The sequence below is a fragment of the Streptomyces sp. A 4/2 genome, assembly GCF_940670765.1.
Classification (GTDB): domain Bacteria; phylum Actinomycetota; class Actinomycetes; order Streptomycetales; family Streptomycetaceae; genus Streptomyces.
The window spans coordinates 43,037-58,411 of record NZ_CALNVW010000017.1 but is presented as its reverse complement, the minus strand read 5'-3'; the positions used below and the strand labels follow the sequence as shown (position 1 = coordinate 58,411).

The 15,375-nt window shown below is 72.3% G+C and carries 13 protein-coding genes and 1 pseudogene; 6 read left to right on the top strand and 8 right to left on the bottom strand.

The window, feature by feature from the left end; all coding sequences use genetic code 11:
• Positions 1-56 precede the first annotated feature (56 nt).
• A complete protein-coding gene (locus NBY69_RS11125) occupies positions 57-1,403 on the top strand; it encodes a sensor histidine kinase (protein WP_250300530.1) in 1,347 nt (448 codons plus the stop codon).
• Positions 1,400-2,065: a response regulator transcription factor gene (locus NBY69_RS11120; protein WP_250300528.1), complete on the top strand. Its 666-nt coding sequence runs from the start codon at positions 1,400-1,402 to the stop codon at positions 2,063-2,065. Before NBY69_RS11125 ends, NBY69_RS11120 begins: the two co-directional genes overlap by 4 nt.
• Here the strand turns inward: NBY69_RS11120 and NBY69_RS11115 are convergent.
• The 3 genes from NBY69_RS11115 to NBY69_RS11105 form a co-directional block, all read right to left on the bottom strand.
• Entirely contained in the window at positions 2,026-2,298 is a 273-nt protein-coding gene (locus NBY69_RS11115) for a DUF6332 family protein (RefSeq protein WP_250300526.1), read from the bottom strand. The two genes, NBY69_RS11120 and NBY69_RS11115, sit on opposite strands and share 40 nt — an antisense overlap.
• Before the next feature lie 85 nt (positions 2,299-2,383).
• Positions 2,384-3,121 carry a maleylpyruvate isomerase family mycothiol-dependent enzyme gene (locus NBY69_RS11110; RefSeq protein WP_250300861.1) on the bottom strand — a complete coding sequence of 246 codons (738 nt, stop codon included), beginning with the start codon at positions 3,119-3,121 and terminating at the stop codon, positions 2,384-2,386.
• 40 nt (positions 3,122-3,161) lie between these two features.
• Positions 3,162-4,427 carry an MFS transporter gene (locus tag NBY69_RS11105; protein ID WP_250300524.1) on the bottom strand — a complete coding sequence of 422 codons (1,266 nt, stop codon included), beginning with the start codon at positions 4,425-4,427 and terminating at the stop codon, positions 3,162-3,164.
• An 87-nt stretch (positions 4,428-4,514) separates the two neighbouring features.
• On the opposite strand from NBY69_RS11105, the gene NBY69_RS11100 reads away from it, so the two are divergent.
• Both NBY69_RS11100 and NBY69_RS11095 read left to right on the top strand, forming a co-directional pair.
• Positions 4,515-5,729 carry an ROK family protein gene (locus NBY69_RS11100; RefSeq protein ID WP_250300522.1) on the top strand — a complete coding sequence of 405 codons (1,215 nt, stop codon included), beginning with the start codon at positions 4,515-4,517 and terminating at the stop codon, positions 5,727-5,729.
• Between the two features lie 275 nt (positions 5,730-6,004).
• Positions 6,005-6,295: an SHOCT domain-containing protein gene (locus tag NBY69_RS11095; RefSeq protein ID WP_250300520.1), complete on the top strand. Its 291-nt coding sequence runs from the start codon at positions 6,005-6,007 to the stop codon at positions 6,293-6,295.
• Positions 6,296-6,380: 85 nt separating this feature from the next.
• Here NBY69_RS11095 and NBY69_RS11090 read toward each other — a convergent pair whose 3' ends face one another.
• Positions 6,381-6,875 carry an ATP-binding protein gene (locus NBY69_RS11090; protein WP_250300518.1) on the bottom strand — a complete coding sequence of 165 codons (495 nt, stop codon included), beginning with the start codon at positions 6,873-6,875 and terminating at the stop codon, positions 6,381-6,383.
• Between the two features lie 140 nt (positions 6,876-7,015).
• Positions 7,016-7,324, bottom strand: a complete 309-nt coding sequence (locus NBY69_RS11085; protein ID WP_250300515.1) for a hypothetical protein — start codon at positions 7,322-7,324, stop codon at positions 7,016-7,018.
• Positions 7,325-7,546: 222 nt separating this feature from the next.
• On the opposite strand from NBY69_RS11085, the gene NBY69_RS11080 reads away from it, so the two are divergent.
• Positions 7,547-8,680: a PLP-dependent cysteine synthase family protein gene (locus NBY69_RS11080; protein WP_284347920.1), complete on the top strand. Its 1,134-nt coding sequence runs from the start codon at positions 7,547-7,549 to the stop codon at positions 8,678-8,680.
• 54 nt (positions 8,681-8,734) lie between these two features.
• Here NBY69_RS11080 and NBY69_RS11075 read toward each other — a convergent pair whose 3' ends face one another.
• Positions 8,735-9,208, bottom strand: coding sequence for an SRPBCC family protein (locus NBY69_RS11075; RefSeq protein ID WP_250300512.1), 474 nt, complete (start codon positions 9,206-9,208; stop codon positions 8,735-8,737).
• Positions 9,209-9,513: 305 nt separating this feature from the next.
• On the bottom strand, positions 9,514-10,350 hold the full coding sequence (locus NBY69_RS11065; protein ID WP_250300510.1) for a DeoR/GlpR family DNA-binding transcription regulator: 837 nt from the start codon (positions 10,348-10,350) through the stop codon (positions 9,514-9,516).
• 207 nt (positions 10,351-10,557) lie between these two features.
• On the opposite strand from NBY69_RS11065, the pseudogene NBY69_RS11060 reads away from it, so the two are divergent.
• Positions 10,558-12,902: pseudogene (locus NBY69_RS11060) on the top strand (hypothetical protein); the annotation flags it as partial.
• Here NBY69_RS11060 and NBY69_RS11055 read toward each other — a convergent pair.
• The gene (locus tag NBY69_RS11055) at positions 12,875-15,310 is read right to left on the bottom strand and encodes a right-handed parallel beta-helix repeat-containing protein (protein ID WP_250300508.1); all 2,436 of its coding nucleotides are present in this window, start codon (positions 15,308-15,310) and stop codon (positions 12,875-12,877) included. The pseudogene NBY69_RS11060 and the gene NBY69_RS11055 overlap by 28 nt on opposite strands.
• Positions 15,311-15,375 lie beyond the last annotated feature (65 nt).

Below are 15,375 nucleotides of genomic sequence, written 5' to 3'. Positions count from 1 at the left end.
TGACCGCCACGCCGGGCTGACGCTTCCGGCGCGGTCCTCGGTCTAGCGTTGCCCGCATGGACCAGCCCGGCACCGATGAGCAGCGCGTACGCGGACGCGGTGGCCCGCCCTGGGCACAGGGCGGGCAGGGGCGGTGGCAGCCACCGTGGGCCTCGCCGTCCGAGGGCCGGTTGCCCTGGCGCTCCACGCTCGTCACCACGGTGATCGTCCTGGTGGGCAGTAATTTCGCCGCGCACGGGCAGGCCGGCCACCGCGTGCCGCTCGACATCTACGCCCGGCTCCTGCTGCTGCTCGGCCAGGCTCTCCTGCTGCTGCGGATCAAGCACCCCGTACTCGTCGCCTTCGGTACCGCCGCCACCACGATGATCTACCTCGGCGCGGGATACCCGTACGGACCGGTCTTCGTCACGGTCGCCGTCGCCTGCTTCTCCGCCGTGGTGTCCGGCCACCGCTACGCCGCCTGGTCGGCCATCGGCATGCTCTGGGCGGGGCATGTGCTGACCGTCCACTGGTTCTACCGTTGGCTTCCGCCGGCCGGTGACCATGCCGCGCCCTGGGGGCAGGAACTGGTCGTCACCGCCTGGGTGGTGGCCGTGCTCGCCGCAGCGGAGCTGGTTCGGGTACGGCGTGAGCAGTGGGCCCGCGAGCGGGCCGAGCGCCGGGCCGCCGAGAAGCGCCGCACCGACGAGGAACGGCTCCGGATCGCCAGGGAACTCCACGACGTGCTGGCCCACAGCATCTCCGTCATCAATGTGCAGGCAGGGGTCGGGCTCGCGCTCCTGGACTCGGACCCCGAGCAGGCGCGCACCGCCCTGACCACGATCAAGGCCGCGAGCAAGGAAGCCCTGGGCGAGGTCCGGCAGGTACTGGACACGCTGCGCGCCCCGGGCGCCGCGCCCCGGGCGCCCGCGCCCGGACTCGCCCGGCTCTCCGAAGTCGTCGAGCAGGCTTCGGCCGCCGGTCTGACGGTGGGGACCACGACGGAAGGGGCACGCAGGGAACTCCCGCCCGGCGCGGACCTCGCAGCCTTCCGGATCCTGCAGGAGGCCCTGACCAATGTCGTCCGCCACTCCGAGTCCCGTACCGCCCACATCACGCTCACCTATGCCCCGGAGCGGCTCGCGCTGCGCATCGACGACGAAGGTCCCGCCAGTCACGGCGAAGCGGGCGGCAGCGGCAACGGCCTGGTGGGCATGCGCGAGCGGGCAGCGGCCCTGGGCGGCACGATCGACGCGGGCCCACGCCCCGGAGGCGGCTTCCGGGTCGAGGCCTTCATCCCGCTCTCCGCCGGCCGACGGTCGGCCACGCCATCCTCGTCGCCGTCGCCGTCGCCGTCGCCGTCACCGGAACAGTCGTCCGAACAGGCCGCCGGTCCCGCCGCCGCACCGAAGGAGTCCCCGTGATCCGCGTACTGCTCGCCGACGACCAGTCCCTCGTCAGAGCCGGATTCCGGGCGCTGCTCGGGGCCCAGCCGGACATCGAGGTGGCCGGTGAGGCCGCCGACGGCGCCCAGGCGCTGCAACTGGTGCGCGAACTGCGCCCCGACATCGTGCTGATGGACATCCGGATGCCCGTGCTGGACGGTCTGGCCGCCACCCGGAAGATCACCGACGACCAGGACCTCGACGGGGTCAAGGTGGTCATGCTCACCACTTTCGAGCTCGACGAGTACGTCTTCGAGGCGATCCGCTCCGGCGCGTCCGGGTTCCTGGTCAAGGACACCGAGCCGGAGGAACTGCTGCGCGCGGTACGGGCGGTGGTCGACGGCGACGCGCTGCTCTCGCCGGGGGTGACACGCAGACTCATCGCGGAGTTCGCCGCCCGTTCCAAGGAACCGGCGGCTCTCTCCGACCTCGGCGGACTCACCGACCGGGAGAGGGAGGTGATGGCCCTGGTCGGCATCGGGCTCTCCAACGACGAGATCGCCCGCAGGCTCGTCGTCAGCCCGCTGACCGCCAAGACGCACGTCAGCCGGGCCATGGTGAAACTCGGCGCCCGGGACCGCGCCCAACTGGTCGTGCTGGCCTACGAGTCGGGCTTGGTCCGGCCCGGTTGGCTGGGCTGAGCGACACCGCGGAAGCGCCACAGGACATGGACGACGCGGGCGAGGAACGCGACGGTGGCCGCCGAGGCCGCCGCCACGAACAGGACATGCGCGACGCCGGACGGCACGTCGAGGAAGAAGAGCGGGCAGACGACCCCGACGAAGGTGGCAGCTGCCACGAAGCCCGCAGTGACCAGTGCGTAACCGATCTCGACGGTGATGGCATCGCGCTCGGACCGAGACCTTGTGCCCATACGGCAAGTCTCACACGCCGCGCCCGGCCCGGGGCGGTTTCCCGGGGTACGCGGCCGGACGGCCCGATGACGGCGGCTGCCGCGATCAGATCCCGGCCGTCTCCCGCCAGAGCCGCGCGAGCGCCGCGTCGCCCGTGACGGACACGGCGGTGAGCGGCAGGCGGTTCCACAGCGTCGCGTAGAGCAGCGTGGCGGTCGCGCTCAACTCGACGTCGGCGACGTCGGTATCGGTGGTGTCGGCCTGCGGCGGCCCGTCGGACAGCCGGACCGTCCACACGTCACCGGTGTCGGTCGCCCGGACCCGGAGGGTCTTCGGTACGTCCGTACGCATCCGGCTCCTGGGCATCGACTGGAGCCCGCGGAGCAGTTCGTCGACACCGTCCGCGGCGAACTCCGGCTCGGACGCGGTGATCTCGGTGCCCAGCGCCGATTCGGCGTCCATCCGGTGCACCGCCGTCTCGTGCGCCTGCCGCCGCGCCCAGAACGTGAGCGGGGAGTCCGCGGGCAGGATGGTCCAGGACTTCAGGTCGTCCGGCGCTGCGCGCAACGCGGCGACCAGCGTCCGGTGTCCGTCCCTGAACCAGTCCACCAGCGCGGTCCCGTCCAGGCCGGGCGGGGCGTCCGCGGGGGGCTGGTACTGCGAGAGGCCCTCCACCACGTACGCCGTCGACCAGCGGTGGGTCCGGCCGGTGTGCGCCAGCAGGTCCCGTACCTGCCAGTCCGGACAGGTCGGCACGTCGGCCCCGGGGCCCGCCTGCGCGGCGGCCTCGGCGAGCCGACGGCCCTCCTGGTCCAGGGCGTCGATGAACTCGGCGGTTCTCAGATGCTTCACAGGTGCTCCCATACGGGGATTGTGGCAGCGGTCAGGTGGTGGGTGCGGCGGAATCGACGGACGGGGTGCCGGGCGCGGACGTCGTGGCCGACGACGCGTTGCGCGTGGCGTACCCGATGAGCGCGGCGGTCGCGGCCAGCAGCGCCATCGTGGTGAGGGCGACGGGCAGGGTCAGCGCGTCCGCGAGGAAGCCGATCACGGGCGGTCCCAGGAGCATGCCTCCGTAACCCAGGGTGGACGCGGTGGCGACGCCGCCGGGGCCGGCGAGCGCGCCCGCGCGGGCCATCGCCACGGGGAAGCTGTTGGCCAGGCCGAGCCCCGCCATCACGAAGCCGATCAGCGCGAGCCAGGTGGTGGGCGCGAGGGACCCCAGCAGCATTCCGGCCGCGGCGAGGGTCGCGCCCCCGACCAGGACGCGCGTCTGGCCCAGGCGTTCGAGGAGTGCGGTGCCGGTGAGCCGGCCGAGAGTCATGGCCAGCGCGAAGAGCGAGTAGGCGGCGGCTGCGACACCCGGGTGCGTGTGCAGGTCCTGCTTGAGGTGCAGTGCGCTCCAGTCGGCCATGGAGCCCTCGCCGTAACTGGTGCAGAGCGCGATCGTGCCGAACACGAGGACCAGGCGGCGGCTGCGGGCGTCGAGACGCCGTGTTCCGGGCTTCCGAGGGGTGCTGTTCTCGGCCGCCGGGGCCCGGTGGCGCAGCAGTTCACGTCCGGCGACACCGGTCACCAGCAGTCCGACGACGGTCAGGCCCAGCAGATGGGTGGCGGCGGAGAGGCGGCCCGCGACCAGACCGCCGACGCCTGCTCCGACCATGCCGCCGAGGCTGAACGCGGCGTGGAAACTCGGCATCACGGGGCGGCGGAGCGCGGCCACCAGGTCGACGGCCGCGCTGTTCATCGCGACGTTGACGCCGCCGTACCCGGCGCCGAAGACCAGCAGGACCAGACCCAGGGTGAGGGCCGAATGCGTCTGCGGCGGCAGCGCGATGCTCAGCGAGAGGAGCACTCCGCAGACCACGGTGACCACGTGATTGCCGAAGCGCCGGCAGAGCCGTCCGGTGAGCATCATCGTGATCACGGCCCCGACGGACACACCCAGCAGCGCGAGGCCGAGGGCGCTCGACGACGCACCGGTCTGCGACTTGATCGCGGGGATGCGGACCACCCAGCCGGCGAAGAGGAAGCCGTCGAGGGCGAAGAACACGGTGATGGTGGCGCGGAGACGGAGCAACGAGGGTGCGGCGCTGTTTTCGCCGGGTCCCCCCGAGAAGGCCGTTCGTACTTTGTTTAGATTCGGCACAAAAGAAGGATAGGGGCAGTGGCGGCCGGGGACAAGGGCGGTACCGGATCGTCTGCCACCGCCCGGGATCATGGGAGACTCGCCCCCATGAACGGCAAGGTGACGACCCACCGGACGAAGCTGGAACGTGGCCGCAGCGCGCTGGGACCGGCGCTGGAACTGGTCCACACGGGCCGCGCGCCCACCCGCGCCGTCCTCACGGCGGAGCTGGGCGTCACCCGCGCCACCGCGGGCGCGGTCGCCGCGGAACTCGAAGCGCTCGGACTCATCCAGGTCGACTCCCGGCCCGGCGCCGCGGCCGGATCCCAGGGGCGGCCGTCGCACCGGCTGTCGGTCAACGGCAACGGCCCCGTCGTCCTCGCGGCCCAGGTGCACGCCGACGGATTTCGCGCCGCACTCGTCGGGCTCGGCGGCCGGACCGTGATGACCTCGCCCGGCTGCGTCACCGTCTCCGCCGACCCCGCCCAAGTGCTCGGCGCCGTGGTCGACGCGGGGGCCGCGCTGCTGCGCGACAGCGGTCTGCGCTGTGTCGGCGCGGGACTCGCCGTGCCGTCGGCCGTCGCCGAACCGGAAGGGACCGCCCTCAACCCGCTGCATCTCGCCTGGCCCGCGGGTGCGCCGGTCCGCGACATCTTCGCCGACCGGGTACGCGCCGCGGGCATCGCGGGCCCCGCCTTCACCGGCAACGATGTCAACCTCGCAGCCCTTGCCGAACACCGTCACGGAGCGGGCCGCGGCGCCCAGCACCTGCTCTGCGTGGCGACCGGCCACCGCGGCGTGGGCGGGGCGCTGGTCCTCGACGGCCGTCTGCACACCGGGAGTTCGGGCCTGGCCCTGGAGGTCGGCCATGTCACCGTCAACCCCGAGGGCCGCCCCTGCTACTGCGGGAGCCGGGGCTGTCTCGACGTCGAGACCGACCCGCTGGCCTTCCTGACCGCCGCCGGACGCACGCCGGGCCCCGAGGTCTCGCTCCTCCAGCAGTCCCGGGACATTCTCCGTACGGAGTACGGCGATCCCGGTGTCCGGATCGCCGCCCAGGAGGTGGTCGACCGCCTCGGTCTCGGTCTCGCCGGGCTGGTCAACATCCTCAACCCGGACCGCATCATCCTCGGCGGCCTGCACCGCGAACTGCTCGACGCCGACCCGGAGCGGCTGCGCGCGGTGGTCGCCGACCGCAGCCTGTGGGGGCGCAGCGGCGGGGTACCGATCCTGCCCTGCACCCTGGACCACAACAGCCTGGTGGGAGCAGCCGAGTTGGCCTGGCAGCCGGTGCTCGACGACCCGCTGTCCGTCATCGGCTGAGGAGCCGCGCGAGGGAGCCGTGCGAAGGAGTCGCACGAGGGGGTCGCGCAGGGCAGACGAGGGGGCCGCGCAGGGAAGACCCGCGCAGGGAAGCCACGGACGGGACGCCCGCAGGCGGAGCCGCGCACCGAAGCCGCGTCGGGAGCAGCCGCACCGTCGCCGCGTACTCCCGCTGGGGTAGTCCCGGAGCCGCTGGCCGTACGACGCCCGCGGCCCCCTCGCGGAGGGAGGCTCGATATCGGAAAGGGCCATTCCCACCGAGGAGCTGAACCGATATGAACACCCTGGCGTTCGCGGGACCCGGACCGTGGATCCTGTTCTTCCCGTTCTTCTGGGCAGCCGTCGTCATCACGGTCGTCACGGTGCTGCGCCGCACCGTGTGGCGGGGCCGGCGCGGCCCGTGGCAGGGGCCCGGCCGGCCGCGCACCGGGCACGGCGAGCAGTCGCCGATCGAGATCCTCGGACGCAGGTTCGCGACCGGTGAGATCGATGAGGACGAGTACTGGCGCAGGCTGTCCGTGCTGGACGAGCAGTTCGGTCCGCCGTCCAGGAGCGGGCCCGCCTGACCCTCCCGTCACGACGGCAGGACGCCCCCGGCGCACGCGCGGCGGGGGCGCCCTGCCGCCGTGACGCCCCCGGGGCGCCGTCCGGTCAGCTGACCAGCACCGGCCGGGTGGCCGGATGCGGTTCGGCGAAAGGGCCGGGGGTCGTTGCCCCGTAGAGCAGTTCGCAGTCCAGGGCCGCGGCCGAGGACGGCGCGGGAAGCGTGAACCACACGATCTTCCCGGTCGCCCCCTGCGGCCGTACGCCCCAGCACTCACTGACCGCGGCGATCATCGAGAGGCCGCGTCCGCAGGTGGCGAACTGGTCGGCGTCGCGCACCGTGGGCATCCGGGGATCGTGGTCGTGGACCGACACGGTGAGCCGGTCGAGCAGCAGATCCATCTCGACCGTGCACAACTTGTCCGGTTCGGCATGGCGGTGGACATTGGTGAGCAACTCGGTGACGCCCAGCGCTGCTTGGTCGATCAGCGGATCGAGATGCCAGTAGCGCAGTTGCGCCGACACAATTCTGCGGACCTGTCCGATGCGGGACGGCAGGGCCTGAAGTTCTACTGTGCAATGCCTGGTTGGCTGGCTGATCACGGCTGCGACTCCCCGAAATAGGTCCGGAAGAAGACGAAGTGGTCCGGCGGGGGGCTGTTCTCAGCGTGACCGCCGGTGAACCGTTAGTGATGTGAGTCCAGGGTCGCCCAGGGGGTGCGGCTTCGCAACTCGCGTTCCGGTCAGCGGCGGCTCCCGCGTACGGCGTCCAGGAAGCGGGCGGCGGCCTTCGAGCTGTCGAGCGGCATGTTCCGCTGCCCCATCGTCAGCCGGTACCGGGTGCCGTTGACGGTCGCCACCATGCGGCCGACCCTGGCGAACCACGGCCGTCCGGCGCTGACCGCGCCGAGCGGGGCGCTGTCGATCTCGCGTCCGTTGCTGGTCAGCAGGGCAAGCCTGCCGTCCTTGATCAGTACTTGTCCCGCCCGGGTGAGGGAGCGGGTCCATCGCTCGATCCGTACACCCGTCGCAGTGAATTCGGCCTCTGACATGGCTCGCCCCGCCCTCTTCGAATTGATCCCCTCCGGGAAGTGTGCCGGGCGGCGGGCCCTCGCACCAGTCCGCAACGGCCGCCGGGCGGCATTGGCATGTGCCTTTCCTGGGCGGCGCCCCACAAGTCAGCCCTATGGACGGTCAAAGTGAACGTTTGTGCAGGTGGGGTGCCTATGGTTACGACCGGGGGCCGGAGTTCAGAACAGCGAGGAGCAGGGCGCGTGAGCACGAGTGAGCGGGATCCGGACGCCGGGGCCGCAGTGACCGTCGATGTCGATCGCAGCGACCCGGAGTACCGGGCCTGGCTGAAGGAGGCGGTGCGCAAGGTGCAGGCCGACGCGAACCGTTCCGCCGACACCCATCTGCTGCGCTTTCCGCTCCCCGAGGAGTGGGGCATCGACCTCTACCTCAAGGACGAGTCCACCCACCCGACGGGCAGCCTCAAGCACCGGCTCGCCCGCTCGCTCTTCCTCTACGGGCTGTGCAACGGCTGGATCCGGCCCGGCAAGCCGGTGATCGAGGCGTCCAGCGGCTCCACGGCGGTCTCCGAGGCGTACTTCTCCAAGCTCATCGGCGTCCCGTTCATCGCCGTCATGCCGCGCACCACCAGCCCGGAGAAGTGCCGGCTGATCGAATTCCACGGCGGCCGGTGCCACTTCCTGGACGACTCCCGGAGGATGTACGAGGAGGCCGCCGCGCTCGCGGCCTCGACCGGCGGTCACTACATCGACCAGTTCACGTACGCGGAACGGGCCACCGACTGGCGCGGTAACAACAACATCGCCGAGTCGATCTACCAGCAGCTGAAACTGGAGCGGTACCCCGAGCCCGCCTGGATCGTCGCCACCGCGGGGACCGGCGGCACATCGGCGACCATCGCGCGCTATGTGCACTACATGCAGCACGACACCCGGATCTGTGTCCCGGACCCGGAGAACTCCTGTTTCTTCGACGGCTGGACCCGGAACGACCCCCTCGCGACCAGCGACTGCGGGTCCCGGATCGAGGGCATCGGCAGGCCCCGGATGGAGCCGAGCTTCGTGCCGGGCGCCATCGACCGGATGATGAAGGTGCCGGACGCGGCCAGCGTCGCCGCGATCCGCGCCCTCGACCGGGTCATCGGGCGCAAGGCGGGGGGATCCACCGGTACGGGACTGTGGAGCGCGCTGAAGATCGTCGCCGAGATGGTGGCAGAGGGGCGCACCGGCAGCGTGGTGACGCTGCTCTGCGACCCGGGCGACCGCTATCTCGACAAGTACTACTCCGACAGCTGGCTCGCCGTACAAGGGATCGACATCGCGCCCTGCACCGAGGTGATCGAACGGTTCCTGGCCACCGGCGACTGGACCGAGTGACCGGGATTGCCTGAACGCGGCGCCACGACCGGCGGGTTCGGGTCCGGCGCGGTACTACGCGGGGGCCGTGGCGAGCCGTTCGTCCAGCTTCTGCACGGCCTGGCGGAAGGCCCGCCCCATTCCGGCCCGGCCCAGCCGCATCCCGGCGAGCAGGGGGGCGGGGCCGTCGGCCGCGAAGGTCCACTGGACCCGGGTCCCCGATTCGGTGGTGGTCAGCCGCCACTCCTCCAACAGGGCCCGCAGGCCAGGAGCGTTGGTCTCGTCGACCCGGTAGGCGTACCGGATCGAAGGCTCCGCCGCCAGGATCGATTCGTCCATGCGGACGCCGCCCTTGAGCCGTACCGAACGGCCGCCCTCGGTGTGGCGGGCCTGGGTAACGGCGCTGAACCAGGTGGGCATGGCCTCCAGGTCCTCGGCGAGCGCACCGTAGACGGCCTCGGCGTCGGCGGCGACCCCGGCGGCGTAGACCAGGCGCAGGGGGGCGGACTCTATGAAGTCGAGGCCGACGGGGCGGAGTCGGTGAGCCATCGGGCCGCACCTCCTGGGGAGTCTGGGGCGTACGGGCCCGCACACCATAGCTGACGGCCTGTCAGCTGTCTGCCCCGCCGACCCGGGCGCCCGAACCCCGCGCTATCTCACACCCGTTGGGGTCGTGAGTGACCACCTGAGGCAGCGGGGCGCTCTCCAGCAGGCCGGCTGGGCGCATCCGGAACCCGGGCAGGTTCCACGGCGGAGGCGGCTCAGGACCGTCGGTCCGGCCACCGTGGAGCAACGGCACCGCAGCCCCGCGGTGACGCGCGGCACCGGGTGAGTACGAGGGCGGGCGGAAGACCTCAGGACAGGTCCTGGCCGCCCTCGCCCGCGACGACCAGCCGCGGCAGGCACTCGGCGATCTCCTCGCGGGCCTCCGCGGACAGCCCGGCGTCGGTGACGAACGCGTCCACGTCCTCCAGTGTCGCGAAGGAACTCAGCCCCACCGTGCCCCACTTGGTGTGGTCGGCGACCACCACCACCCGGCGCGCGGACCGGACGAACCGGCGGTTCGTCTCCGCCTCCGCCAGGTTCGGCGTGGACAGCCCGGCCTCGGCCGATATCCCGTGCACCCCCAGGAACAGCACATCGAAGTGCAGCGAACGGATCGCCTGGTCGGCCACCGGACCGACCAGGGAGTCCGACGGCGTACGCACGCCGCCGGTGAGCACCACGGTCGCCGCCCCCGGACGCGGCCCGCTCCCGGCGGTCACCCGGTGCGCCGAGTGGAAGACATCGGCGACCCGTACGGAATTGGTCACCACCGTCAGGTCCGGCACGTCCAGCAACTGGTGGGCGAGGGCGTAGGTCGTGGTCCCGCCGGACAGGGCGATGGCGCTGCCCGGTACGGCCATCGCTGCGGCGGCCCGCGCGATGTCCTCCTTGGCGCTGAGTTCCAGCCCGGACTTGGCCTCGAACCCCGGCTCGTGCGTCGACGCCTCGACCACCGGCACGGCGCCGCCGTGCACCTTCTCGATGACACCCTGACGCGCCAGCGCGTCGAGGTCCCGGCGGACCGTCATGTCCGAGACCTTGAGCTTGCGGGTGAGTTCGTTGACACGGACGCCGCCCCGCCGCCGGACCTCGTCGAGGATCAGAGCGCGACGCTGCTCCGCGAGCAAATTCTGGTTGTCGCTCACCGCAGTCTCCGATCCTTCCGCATCACGACACGGCCCCGGCCCGCCTGATCGCCGAGGATCCCTCATCCTCGCACGCAGAGTTCCGGAGTGCCCCACCGGTTGCCGGGCCCGGTCCACGGGGAGATTCAGTGAGAGCCGCGCGGCCGGCGTCCGGGATTCCGGACACCGCGCCGTCGAGCGTCCCCACCACGAGAGCGAGCCACCGCAGTGTCACCAGCCCCGCCTTCCCGCCCGAGCGGCGAACCCGCCCTCGAACTTCTCGTCCACGGCGTCGGCGGGGCCACCCCGCAGGAGATGCTCGGCGACTCGTGCCCGGTCCGCGTCAGCGGCGACGAGACGGCCGCCGTCTACCGCCGCACCGAGGACGTCGACGCCGAATCCCACCCGGAGCGGTACCAGGACGGCCCGGTCCCCGAGGCGTACGTCTGGTCCAACCTCACCTCGGGCAACAGCGCCCGCGCCCTGTGGCTGCTGCTGCTCCCGTTCATGGTGGTCAACCTCGCCCACTGGATGCTGCCTTCCGCCCACGGAGCGCGCCGGACCGCCCGCCTGTACGGAGTGCTGGTGCGGCTCGTCGCCCTCAGCCTCACCGTGCTGCTGGTCGCCGCGGCCTGCGAGGTGGCACTGGACCTGACGGCCTGGCAGTGCGCGGGCTCGCCCGCCTGCTCCGACGGCAAGTCGTGGCTCGGCTTCCTCTCGGCCGCACGCGGCGATTGGTGGGCACAGCCCGGCCGCAGGCTGGCCGCCGCCGCGCTGGTGCCCAGCGGCCTCACCACGCTGCTCTGGTACCTCTCCAACCGCACCTGGAGCGCGTACGAGTCCCAGCAGCCGCTGGGGGAGGAGTTCCACACCGACCCGGAGGACGCCGAGCCGTCCGCCCGCCCGGCGCTCGGCAGGCCCGGATTCTGGTACGGACGCCGCCTCGTCGCCCGGCTGCGCGCCGCCCACACCGCCGCCGGGTTCCTGACCGTGGCCGCGGCGCTCACCGTCGCCACCGCCACCTTCGACCGCCGTGCCTCGGGGACGCTCCTGGAGGCCATCGGCTGGCTCCTGGAGGCAACGCTGCTGGTGGCCGGGGGAGTTGTCCTCTGGGTCGTCTGCCGCAGGGGCCGTACCGAGACCCGCCTCGACGACGACCTGGACCAGGCCGTCGTCACCCTCCTTCCGGGCGCCGCACTGGTCCTGCTCGCCCTGTCCGCCGTGTACGCGGCCTGGTCCCGGCCCGGCTGGGAGTCGCACGGCACCCTGCCCGGCGACCGTACGTTCGGCATCATCACGCTGTCCCAGCTGGGCCTCGTCGTCGTGCTCGCCGTCGTGGCCCTGGCGCTGTACCGCAGGGCGCCCCACGGCCGTACCGCGCTGCGCGGCCTCGGCGGTCCGGCCGTCGCCCTGCTGGCCTGCGCGCTGGGCGGGGTGATGACCGGCGGTGTCGCCCAGCGGGTGGCCGACTGGCTCGACGGGTCCGGCACCCCCGGCATGGGCCGGAAGAGCGCCATCACCGGGCCGCCGGTCCTGCTCAGCTGGCAGGCCTCGGTGATCCCGGTGCTGCTGCTCGTCCTGCTGCTCCCGGCCGCCTACTACGCGGCCCGCACGGTACGCCGCCGACGCCGCATCGCCCGGACCCTCATGGCCGACTACCCGGGGGAGAGGGCCGACACCGTCCGCACCAGGCAGATCGCCGGAGTCCGGGCCCGCGCCCAACTCACCGACGCGGCGCCGCCGTTCCTCGGCGCCGTGTCGGCCGCCACCCTGCTGCTCGGGGCCGGCGCGCTGCTCGGCTCCTGGTTCAGCGAAGAAGTACCGGGCCGCGCGGCCCAGGTGGCACCGGGCTTCATCGCGTCCGCCGCCCAGGCGGTGCAGGCGCTCGGCTCCTGGCTGATCGGCCTCGGCTTCATACTGTTCGTCACCTGGGGCAGGCGCGCCTACCGCGACGCCTCGGCCCGGCGCAGCGTCGGCATCCTCTGGGACGTGGGCACCTTCTGGCCGCGCGCGGCCCACCCGTTCGCGCCGCCCTGCTACGCCGAGCGAGCCGTCCCCGACCTGACCTGGCGGATGTTCACATGGACCGACCTCACCGGGGGCAGGCTGGTGATCTCCGGGCACTCCCAGGGCAGCGTGCTGGCGGCGGCAGCGGTCTGGCAACTTCCCGCCCGCACCCGGCGCAGAGTCGCCCTCCTCACCTACGGATCCCCGCTGGAGCGGCTGTACGGCCGGTGGTTCCCGGCGTACTTCGGCCCCGACTGTCTGTCCGGCCTCCACCAGGAGGTGCGCTGCTGGCGCAATCTGTGGCGCCTGACCGACCCGATCGGCGGCTGGGTGATCCCCGCCGGTGACGTGGACCGGGGGCCGCTGCTCGACCCGTCGGCGTACGGCCGAACGCGCCGGCACCCGCTGCCCGAGGCGGTGCTGGGGCACTCCGACTACCAGGCCGACCCCGCCTTCGCCGAGGAGCGTGCGGGGCTGCTGACCCGGCTCGCCGCCGCGGTGCCACGACAGGCACCGCAGCGGACGACGGACAGCCGGGTCAGGGAAGTTCCGGCAGATCCTCGGCGAACAGCAGACTGAGATCGTCGGTCGACATCTCGGAGAACTGCGCGACCCGGCCGGCGTGCCGCTCCACCATCGACTCGAAAGTCTGGCGGGCGGTACGGCCGTTGCCGAACGCCGGGCCCTTCGGCAACTCGGTGAAGTACTTCAGCAGCGCGTCCGGCGTGCCGTCGCCGAGCCGGTACTCGTGCTCCTCGGCCTGCTGTTCCACGATCCGCAGCAGTTCCGCCGGCTCGTAGTCGCCGAAGGTGATGGTCCGTGAGAAACGGGAAGCGACACCGGGGTTGACGCCGAGGAAGCGCTCCATCTCCAAGGTGTACCCGGCGACGATCACCACCACGGCGTCGCGGTGGTCCTCCATCAGCTTCACCAGGGTGTCGATGGCTTCCTTGCCGAAGTCCCGGCCGGAATCCTCGGGGGAGAGGGCGTACGCCTCATCGATGAACAGCACGCCGCCGCGCGCCCGGTCGAACGCCTCCTGGGTACGGATGGCCGTCGAACCGATGTGCTCGCCCACCAGGTCGACACGGGAGACCTCGACGAGGTGTCCGCGCTCCAGCACTCCCAGCGAGGCCAGGATCTCGCCGTACAGCCGGGCCACCGTCGTCTTTCCCGTGCCGGGGGAGCCGGTGAAGACCAGATGGCGGCGGGCCGAGGCCGCCTTGAGCCCCGCCTCGCGACGGCGGCGGCCGATCTCGATCATGTCCGTGAGGGCGCGCACCTCCCGCTTGACGCTCTCCAGGCCCACCAGGGTGTCGAGTTCACCGAGGACGTCCTCCGACGACCGTATGGGCTCGGTGACGGCCGGGGCGGCCGGGACGGCGGGTGTCCCGGTGGGGCGCTGGGCGGGGACCGCGCCGAGCAGCCCGGCGGTCTGGGTCGCGGTCGCCACGGCAGGAGTCTCCGGCGGCTCCGTCAGCAGACCGCTCTCGTCACTGGTGCAGTCCTCCACGACCGGACCGCCCGCGCCGCCGTCGCCGTGGGCGCCGTCGGCGAACTCGTAGCCACCGCGCGCGCACCGCTCGGTCCGGCAGCGGGTCAGGGTGGTGCGGCAGCCGTCTATGACGTGGAACCCGTACCCGCCGCTGCCGGTCACCCGGCAGTTGTGGAAGGTGCCGCGGCCCTCGGCCGAGACGTAGAAACCGGCCTCGGCGGGCGTGGTGACCGTGCACCGCTCGATCCGCGGGTCGGCGCCCTTGGTGACGATGACCCCGGTCTGCGCGGCGTCTATGGTGCAGCCGCTGAGCGTGCCGCCACTTCCGTGGTCGCGGAACCAGGCGCCGGTCGCGGCCTCCCTGATACGGCAGTCGTCGAGCTGCGCGGTGGCGCCGTCGCTCACCGACACGGCCGTGTTGCGGACCTGGGAGAGGTCGCTGTCGACGACATCGGCACGTGAGCCGCGGTCGAGCACGAAGATCGCGTCGGGCACGTCGTGCACCCGGCAGGAGTCCAGCACGACCGTCGCACCGTCGCTGACCCAGACGGCCGGGTAGTCGCCCGTACTGTCATGGATCTCACACTGGTTGGCGTCCACCCGGGTGCCCGGGTCCCAGACGGACAGGCCGTTGCGTCCGAAGCGCCGGACGGTCGAACGCGTCAGGGTCAGCACCGAACGGGACCGCAGATCGACCGCGTTCTCCGGAATGTCATGGATGTCGCAGTCGGACAGCGTCAGCACCGCATCGGTGTCCAGCGTGACCCCGTCGGCCGAAGTGCGGTGCACCGTGCAGTCGGTGAGGTGCGCCGACGCCCGCGCGGCGACCTGCACACCGGTGCCCTTGACCTCGTACACCTCGCAGCCGAACGCCTCCAGACCGCTGCCCTCGCCGGTGATGCTCAGCCCGGCCCCGGACGCGTGATGCACCCGGCACCGCTCGATCCGCGGATGCGCGCCGCCGTGCACCGAGATGCCCGACTGCCCGGCCGCGACGACCTCGCAGTCCTCGAACACCCCTCCGGCGCCGTCGAGTACGCCGATCCCGACCCCGGCCGGGTTGTCGACGGTGCAGCGGCGCACGGTGGGCCGCGCCGCTCCGCGTACCTCGATGCCGACGGCGGACCGGGTGACGATCCGCAGATCCAGCAGCTCCGGCGTGCCCTCCTCGACGAGCAGCGCGGGGGCCGACGAGTCCTGGCCCTCGATCTGGAGATCCTGGACCACCGCCGACGCCCGTACGGTGAGCGGGATCCCGTCGGCGGGAGCGATCCGCACCGAGCCGGCCGCACCTTCACTGCCGCGCAGGGTGACGCCGTGCTGCACGACGAGATTCTCGCGGTACGTGCCCGGCGCGACGGTGAGGACATCGCCGTCGCCTGCGGCCTCCAGGGCCGCGGAGAGTGAGGCGTACTCGCCTGTGCGGCGCCGCCACCTCGATGTTCCGGTGTACGTCACCTGGACCGTGCCCTGTGCCATGGCGGTGTTGTGCCCCCACCTCGTGTGCCCGACGGATGTGGCCCCACCGTAGCGCGCGTGGGACG